The sequence below is a fragment of the Parafilimonas sp. genome, assembly GCF_047606085.1.
Classification (GTDB): domain Bacteria; phylum Bacteroidota; class Bacteroidia; order Chitinophagales; family Chitinophagaceae; genus Parafilimonas.
Map to the genome: position 1 here is coordinate 20,449 of NZ_JASGEX010000113.1, position 7,536 is coordinate 27,984.

At 43.5% G+C, this 7,536-nt stretch carries 7 protein-coding genes; 3 read left to right on the forward strand and 4 right to left on the reverse strand.

Going from position 1 to position 7,536, the window contains the following annotated elements; all coding sequences use genetic code 11:
- Window positions 1–179: 179 nt before the first annotated feature.
- The 3 genes from ccoN to QM629_RS09895 all read right to left on the reverse strand — a co-directional run bounded on the left by ccoN (window position 180) and on the right by QM629_RS09895 (window position 3,020).
- On the reverse strand, window positions 180–2,381 hold the full coding sequence (gene ccoN / locus QM629_RS09885) for a cytochrome-c oxidase, cbb3-type subunit I (RefSeq protein ID WP_415159691.1): 2,202 nt from the start codon (window positions 2,379–2,381) through the stop codon (window positions 180–182).
- 8 nt (window positions 2,382–2,389) lie between these two features.
- On the reverse strand, window positions 2,390–2,548 hold the full coding sequence (gene ccoS, locus QM629_RS09890) for a cbb3-type cytochrome oxidase assembly protein CcoS (protein WP_415159693.1): 159 nt from the start codon (window positions 2,546–2,548) through the stop codon (window positions 2,390–2,392).
- A 310-nt stretch (window positions 2,549–2,858) separates the two neighbouring features.
- Entirely contained in the window at window positions 2,859–3,020 is a 162-nt protein-coding gene (locus QM629_RS09895) for a hypothetical protein (RefSeq protein WP_415159695.1), read from the reverse strand.
- A 194-nt stretch (window positions 3,021–3,214) separates the two neighbouring features.
- Between QM629_RS09895 and QM629_RS09900 the strand changes: the two genes are divergently transcribed.
- Window positions 3,215–3,679 carry a hypothetical protein gene (locus QM629_RS09900; protein WP_415159697.1) on the forward strand — a complete coding sequence of 155 codons (465 nt, stop codon included), beginning with the start codon at window positions 3,215–3,217 and terminating at the stop codon, window positions 3,677–3,679.
- On the forward strand, window positions 3,672–3,836 hold the full coding sequence (locus QM629_RS09905) for a hypothetical protein (protein WP_415159699.1): 165 nt from the start codon (window positions 3,672–3,674) through the stop codon (window positions 3,834–3,836). The genes QM629_RS09900 and QM629_RS09905 overlap by 8 nt, the downstream gene beginning before the upstream one ends.
- A 249-nt stretch (window positions 3,837–4,085) precedes the next feature.
- On the opposite strand, the gene QM629_RS09910 is transcribed toward QM629_RS09905, so the two are convergent.
- Window positions 4,086–6,482 carry a heavy metal translocating P-type ATPase gene (locus QM629_RS09910; RefSeq protein WP_415159701.1) on the reverse strand — a complete coding sequence of 799 codons (2,397 nt, stop codon included), beginning with the start codon at window positions 6,480–6,482 and terminating at the stop codon, window positions 4,086–4,088.
- A 144-nt stretch (window positions 6,483–6,626) separates the two neighbouring features.
- Between QM629_RS09910 and QM629_RS09915 the strand changes: the two genes are divergently transcribed.
- Window positions 6,627–7,253, forward strand: a complete 627-nt coding sequence (locus QM629_RS09915) for a hypothetical protein (RefSeq protein ID WP_415159703.1) — start codon at window positions 6,627–6,629, stop codon at window positions 7,251–7,253.
- The last annotated feature ends 283 nt before the right edge of the window (window positions 7,254–7,536 follow it).

The window sequence follows — 7,536 nt, forward strand, 5'->3', positions numbered from 1 at the left end:
TACTTAAAGCTTAGTTTCTAAAATATTCAATAAGCCCCGCCTGCCGGACGGGCAGGAATGCCCGATATTCAATAATTATTTTGCCGGTGTTTGCAATTGAACATTGAGTATTGTATTGTTGAATATTGAGTATTTTTCCCGGCTAAACGACATTGTTTTATGTTTGACAAATGTTTAAATCACTGCACCGGCGGCAATGCTGTTGAATCGTCTGTTTTCTTAATGTCCACGCCCAGCCGTTGCAGGTAAGCTATCAATGCCACGATCTCTGCGGTGCTGCTGGTTTCTATCTTGTCTTTTTTAAGATTGTCCTTTATTTCATTGGCTTGTTTCATCAGGTCCTGGTTGGCTGTCTTATCATAGCCTTCAGGATAAGGCACGCCCAGCGTTTGCATGGCCCTGATTTTGGCGCCGGTTGTTGAAGTATCAAGCTGCCTGTCGAGCATCCATTCGTAAGCAGGCATGATAGAGCCGGGGCTCATGATGCGCGGATCCATCATGTGGTTATAGTGCCAGCTATCAGGATATTTTCCACCCACCCTTGCCAGGTCGGGCCCGGTACGTTTGCTGCCCCATTGAAACGGATGATCGTACACAAATTCACCGGCCTTGCTGTATTCGCCATAGCGGGCAACTTCATCCCTGAAAGGCCTTATCATCTGAGAGTGGCAGGTATAGCAACCGTTGGCCACATAAATATCCCTGCCCTGTAATTCAAGCGGCGTATAAGGCTTTACTGATGCGATGGTTGGCACATTGCTTTTTATGAGAAAGGTAGGAACCAGTTCAAGAATGCCGCCAATAGCAACAGCAATTAAACTAAATACCAGCATCTGAACCGGCCTTCTTTCAATCCAGCGGTGCCAGTACTTATCGCTGTGCGCAATTACCTGCTGTTTGGCAAGCGGCGCGGATTCTGCCGCTTCATCGGCCACAAGGCTTCCTGATTTAACCGTCTTAAATAAGTTATATGCCATTATAAATACGCCCGCCAGGTAAACGGTGCCTCCAATGCTTCTCAGCACATACATAGGTTCTATATTGGTAACGGTTTCGAGAAACTGGTAAGTAAGCGTACCTTCTTCGGTAAAGCTCTTCCACATGGTTGCCTGTGTAAAGCCGGCCCAGTACATAGGCACTACATATAAAACGATACCTATGGTACCAATCCAGAAATGTGTGTTGGCTAGCTTTCTTGAGTAAAGCGGTGTGTTGAAAATTTTCGGTATTATCCAATACAATACGCCAAATGTTAAGAAGCCGTTCCAGCCCAGGGCGCCCACGTGCACGTGCGCAATCGTCCAGTCTGTAAAGTGAGAGATAGCGTTTACACTTTTCAGGCTTAGCATTGGCCCTTCAAAGGTGGCCATGCCATAACAGGTTACGGCCACCACCATGAATTTTAAAACGGGGTCTTCCCTTACTTTATCCCAGGCGCCCCTTAATGTGAACAGCCCGTTCAGCATACCACCCCAGCTTGGCGCTAAAAGCATTATACTGAATACAACGCCCAGGCTTTGCGCCCAGTCGGGCAAAGCCGTATATAAAAGATGGTGCGGCCCTGCCCAGATGTAAATAAATATCAATGCCCAGAAATGTATGATGGATAAACGGTAGCTATATACCGGCCTGTTGGCGGCCTTCGGTAAAAAATAATACATCAGGCCGAGATAAGGTGTGGTAAGAAAGAATGCTACCGCGTTGTGGCCATACCACCATTGCACCAATGCATCCTGCACGCCGGCATACCAGCTATAACTTTTAAAAGAAGAGAAAGGAATTTCGAAAGAGTTTACAATATGCAGCATGGCAACGGTAACCCAGGTGGCTATATAGAACCATATTGCAACATACAGGTGGCTTTCCCTTCTTTTTAAGATGGTGCCAAACATATTGATGCCGAAAAGCACCCACACAACAGTAATGAGTATATCAACAGGCCACTCAAGCTCTGCATATTCTTTGCCGGTGGTATAACCGGCAAGCAGGGTAACGGCGCCTAAAACAATGATTGACTGCCACAGCCAGAAATGCAGCTTGCTCAGCTTATCGCTGAACATGCGCGCCTTGCACAAACGCTGCAGCGAATAATACACGCCCATGAAAATACCGTTGCCCACAAAAGCGAATATCACAGCGTTTGTATGCACCGGCCTTACCCGGCCAAAGGTTGTTTCGGCTATATTAAAATTAGCGCCGGGCAAATACAACTGTATAGCAGCGAGCAAACCGGCCAGCATACCAATTGCTCCCCAGAAAACAGTGGCATACGCAAACAGCTTAACGATTTTATTATCGTAATAAAACCGTTCAACAGCCAGCTTTTCCTGCACCTCGCCGGGAATAGTAATTCCACCTATCGTATCTTTTTGCTTAATCATAAAAATATTTATTGATTGTTGTTTGATGGTTTATCGTCGAAGAGCATTCTCACCGGGGGGCTTTGCTGGTCATCGTACTGACCCTTTTTTACGCTCCATAAAAACGCCAGCAGGAAAAAAGCTGCAACCAGGATGCTCGCAGTCAGCAATAAGAAAATAACGCTCATAATTTTTTTATTGGGAGCACAAAAATATCCGGCTGTTTGTGACAGAATTATGACACAGTTCAGGCAAAAAACTGATTTAAATCAGGTGGGCATATTTCTTTATTTGGATAACAGGAAGGATGTTTTTGTAAGCAGCAATGTTCCGGTCGGCCCGCGATAGCGGTCTGACCGAAGAATGAAAAAAGGCGGACGTAAATCCTGCGAACATCCATCAGACCGGCTTTGCCGTGCCAATGGGTTTGCAGGCCTGTGTTTTATGAGATGTGAAATCAATACTGCAGCCGATATTCCCTAAAGTAGATGTACTTTATCAATGGGAGTTCTTCGTGCACGGGAGTTTTGGTAAACCGGTTTTTTTAAGTTGTTCTTTTGCCTTTGCAAGCTTTTCAGGAAATAAAACAACATTGTCATATTTATTAAGTTCCGGGGCAATAACAACATCCGGAAATTTCTTTTTCTCTGTTGCTTTCATACTTCAAATTTACTCTTTTTTCTATGAACAGCAAATGCCTCATACGCTTCGGGTGCATCCCAAATTTTCGCAGGCGGGTGGTGACACCCGCCTGTAGAGCCCGCTACCGGTCGGTGAGACATCGACCGGAAATTTAAATGCCTCATAAAATTCAGATTTGTTACTTTAACTATTTTTGACATAACATAAAAACAATGAAACAGCGCATTTATATTGATACTTCGGTTGTAGGCGGCTATTTTGACGAAGAGTTTGAGGAAGATACAATTAAGTTGTTTGAAAGGTTTGAAAACAATGAAATCATCTTTGTTATTTCAGATTTGCTTGATTTAGAATTATTGAATGCCCCTCAAAGGGTAAAAGATCTTTTATTACAATACCCGCCTGATAAATTTGAAAGAATTGAATTAACAGAAGAAGCAGTAAAACTGGCTGATACTTACATTAAAGAAAAAGTTGTTGGGGAAACCAGTATAACAGATTGCAGGCACATTGCTTTGGCAACAATAAATAAAGTCGATGTCTTATCAAGCTGGAATTTCAGGCACATTGTTAACCTTGACAAAATTAAAGGATATAATTCTGTAAATTTACGTTTAGGTTATATGATAGTAGAAATCAGAAGCCCTAAAGACCTTATCAATTATGGAAATGATTAAAAAAGAAAAAACATTTGATGCCGTAAAAATGATGCGGGAAATCAGGAACAAGATTAGTGATGACACTAAAAATATGTCATTTGAAGAACTGAAAGCTTATATCAATAAAAAATTATCTGCAGGCAAAACAAAATTGATTGAGCACACTTCAAATTAAAAATCATCGTTTCATCAAAAAATATTGCTGAAAGCAGGGCAGTATAGCGATAGTATAAACTGTGAAACGCTAATCTGTCTTTGTTTCGGGCTGGTTTCATCGTGCATAACGCACTTAAAGGAACAGTGGTAAGTAGCATAAGCAATAAACCTTAATTTATTTTTTCTCGCCTGTGGTCATGCACCTGTTGCCGGCTAATCTTATCAATATCGGGCAGATATGCAAAGCAAGTGCAGCACATTTTTTTAATTATTTCAACTTTAAAACCTTTGCTGCAATGCTGCTGCAGCCAAAGGTTAAGAGCAATATGCTTAAACTGCTTGCAGGCATTAGTATGGCGGCTATCATTGGGGAAAGAACGCCCTGCGCGGCAAACCATATTCCGATAATATTATAAAGAACAGATACTGCAAAACTTGCAATAACAATGCTTTTATTCAGCCTGCACAATTGTATATAGCGGTATAATAAAGGCAGCTTCTCCGCTTCAATTATGCCATCGCTGGCGGGTGTAAAATTGTTGGTGCTGTCAGTAATGGCAATGCCGGCATCAGCCTGCTTTAAGGCACCGGCATCGTTAAGGCCATCGCCTATCATCATTATCTTATGGCCATCCTTTTGCAATTGTTTAATGAACTGCAGCTTGTCTTCAGGCTTCTGCTTAAACCGTATAGCGGCATTTGTGCCAAACAGCCATTTAAGATAATTTTTCTCGCCATCATTATCGCCGCTTAATACCGCCATACGGTACTTTCCCTTCAGTTGTGTTACCAGTTCCGGCAGGTTGTGCCGGTATTCATTTTTAAAGAAAAAACGGCCTAAAACTTTATCGTTTACCGAAATATAAGTGGAAGATTCAGCTTCGGAAACTTCGTCATTACATACAAATTCCCTGGAGCCTATTTTAAGAGAATTGCCTGCAACATTGCCACTGATGCCTTTTCCCGTAACTGCATTAAATGCGGTAACCGGCAGTATATCCTTCACATCAAAATAATCAGCCACAGCCCTGCTTACAGGATGACCGGACTGAGCGGCAAGCGATGCAATCTGTTTCCCCATGCCTTTTTCAATTGCTTCACCTGCATACTCAATCAAATGGTTGCTGCTAACTGTTAGTGTGCCTGTTTTGTCAAACACAACTGTGTCAATTTTCCCTATTTCTTCAATGGCCTGCGCATTGCGCAGGTAAAAATGATTGCGGCCTAATATGCGGAGAATATTGCCATTGGTAAACGTATTGCTCAGCAGCAAAGCGCAGGGGCAGGCGATGATGAGCACTGCCGTAACAACAGGCCATATTTTAGAAGTATCATTAAAGCTCCAGTATAATGCAACAGCGGCGGCGATGGCAAGAATGATCCAGGTAAAATAACGGCTTAGCAAATGCACAAACGATCTTTCCGCATTCTTTGTACCGTTATACATTTCATCCCGGTTCCATAACCTGGTAAGATAGCTTTGCGCCACTTCTTTTATAACGAGCAGCTCAATATTACCGCCCACCTGCCTGCCGCCGGCATATATTATTTCGCCCGTTTGCCGCACTAAGGGGATGCTTTCGCCGGTTACAAAACTGTAATCAATCAATGCCCGGCCTTTTGTGAGAATGCCATCGGCGGGAATGAGTTCTTCATTATGTATCAGCAGGGTATCATTGAGGCGTATATCAGGCAGGGCAACAGACTGCCGCCCGTTATTTTTAATTCTTGTTACGGCAATGGGGAAGTAGGAAGTATAATCTCTTTCAAAGCTGAGCTGCTGATACGTTTTGTCCTGCAAAATTCTTCCCGCCAGCATAAAAAACACAATGCCGCTCATGCTGTCGAAATAACCGCCGCCGGTGTTGGTAACCACTTCATATAAGCTTCTTATAAACGTAACGGCAATGGCCAGAACAATAGGCGCATCAATATTTAAAAACCGGTGCTTTAAACCTTTCCATGCGCTGATGTAAAACTCCGAAGCGCTGTAAAAAAACACAGGCAGGCTCAGCAATACATTCAATATCCTGAACATATAAACCAGGTTTTCTTCCTGCACGTTCACACCAAAATATTCAGGAAAACTCAGCAGCATGATATTGCCAAAACAAAAACCGGCAACGCCTATTTTAAATATTTTGGATTTATCAGGGCGCGGTTTTGCCCTGCGCATATCGTTAAGGCTGATGTAAGGCTCGTAGCCAATGCTTACCAGCAGCACGGCAACCCTGCGCAGGCTTATTTCTTCATGATTGAAAAGAATATCCACTTCTTTCTTTTCAAAATTTACCTTGCTGCTGATAACCGATGCATGGAGCTTGTGCAGATTTTCAAGCAGCCACAAGCAACTGCTGCAATGTATTTGCGGAATATAAAAGGTAACAAAGGTTTGGTGCGCATCCTTGTAATTAAGGAGGGACGCGCTTATCTTTTCATCGTCGAGAAAAGCGAATTTATCTTCCCGCACTTTTACACGCTGGCTGCTGCCCGGGTTCTGGCTGATGGCATAGTAATCGCAGAGGCCGCTCTTATTTAAAATGGCATACACCATTTTGCAGCCTTCGCAGCAGAAACTTTTGCCATCGCTTATAATGGGCGCCGGCGGGCAGTTTTCCCCGCAATGATAACAGGCTATAGCTTTACTAACGGTTCGTATGCTCATAAAAAAGAACAGGCAAAGCTATTTTTCAGCAGGTTTAAAAAAATGATTGAAGGCAAACGGAAGCATGACTTAAATCAGCTTTTCCGGGAACGGCGCCTGTTGGCCATCATTCTTTGCGCTATGCCGGCACGCTAATTTTGTGCAATGGGGAATGTAAATAAGGCAGCGATATGCGATGAACGGCTGGTGCGCAAATACAATTTGCCCGTGCCGCGCTATACAAGTTATCCCACCGTACCTTACTGGCACGATGGGATAAGTGAATGCGAGTGGAAAGAAAATGTACAGGAACGGTTTGTGATACATAATAACAGGAATGGCATAAGCCTTTACCTGCATTTGCCGTTTTGCGAATCGCTTTGCACCTATTGTGGATGCAATAAAAAAATTACAACCCATCATAAGGTGGAAGATCCATACATAACAGCCATTCAGAAAGAATGGGCATTGTATAGAGAATTAATGCAGGAAAAGCCTGTTATTCGTGAATTACATATTGGCGGCGGCACCCCCACATTTTTTTCGCCGGAGAATTTAAAGCGCTTATTGGATGATATCCTGGATAATGCCATTGTTCATCCGCAGCATGTGTTTAGCATTGAAGGCCACCCGAGCAATACGACCGAAGCGCATTTGAAGATGTTGTATAACCTTGGTTTCCGCCGCATTAGTTTGCAGAAGATGGCCTGGTGGTGTTTAATAAAACAGCCGCCATGCTTACGCCGGAAGGCCGTTATTTCATGCGCAATATTGCCAGCGCTTTCGATATAAAGCTGCACCAGGAAAATATAAGCACTCTTTCAAAACAGGTATTCAGTAAAAGCATTTAATGCAGCCGGAGGACAAAGACGTATGTTCTTTTTAAGCTGCAGGCGGCAAGCTGTAAGCTGCAAGCCACGGGCTTCTGACTTCCCGTTATTTATACTCCTCACGGAATAAAAATGTGCAATCGTTAATTAGTCAAAGTACAAGTCACCCGGGCTTATTGCCGACCTTACATTTTCGCTTCATACGCGGCATTCCGGTCGGTGAGACACCGACCGGTAGCGGGTTC

Coding starts and splice junctions, on each gene's coding strand:
- QM629_RS09910 (WP_415159701.1), bottom strand. CDS start 6,482: ATGAGCATACGAACCGTTAGTAAAGCTATAGCCTGTTATCATTGCGGG.
- QM629_RS09915 (WP_415159703.1), top strand. CDS start 6,627: ATGGGGAATGTAAATAAGGCAGCGATATGCGATGAACGGCTGGTGCGC.
- ccoS (WP_415159693.1), bottom strand. CDS start 2,548: ATGAGCGTTATTTTCTTATTGCTGACTGCGAGCATCCTGGTTGCAGCT.
- ccoN (WP_415159691.1), bottom strand. CDS start 2,381: ATGATTAAGCAAAAAGATACGATAGGTGGAATTACTATTCCCGGCGAG.
- QM629_RS09905 (WP_415159699.1), top strand. CDS start 3,672: ATGATTAAAAAAGAAAAAACATTTGATGCCGTAAAAATGATGCGGGAA.
- QM629_RS09900 (WP_415159697.1), top strand. CDS start 3,215: ATGAAACAGCGCATTTATATTGATACTTCGGTTGTAGGCGGCTATTTT.
- QM629_RS09895 (WP_415159695.1), bottom strand. CDS start 3,020: ATGAAAGCAACAGAGAAAAAGAAATTTCCGGATGTTGTTATTGCCCCG.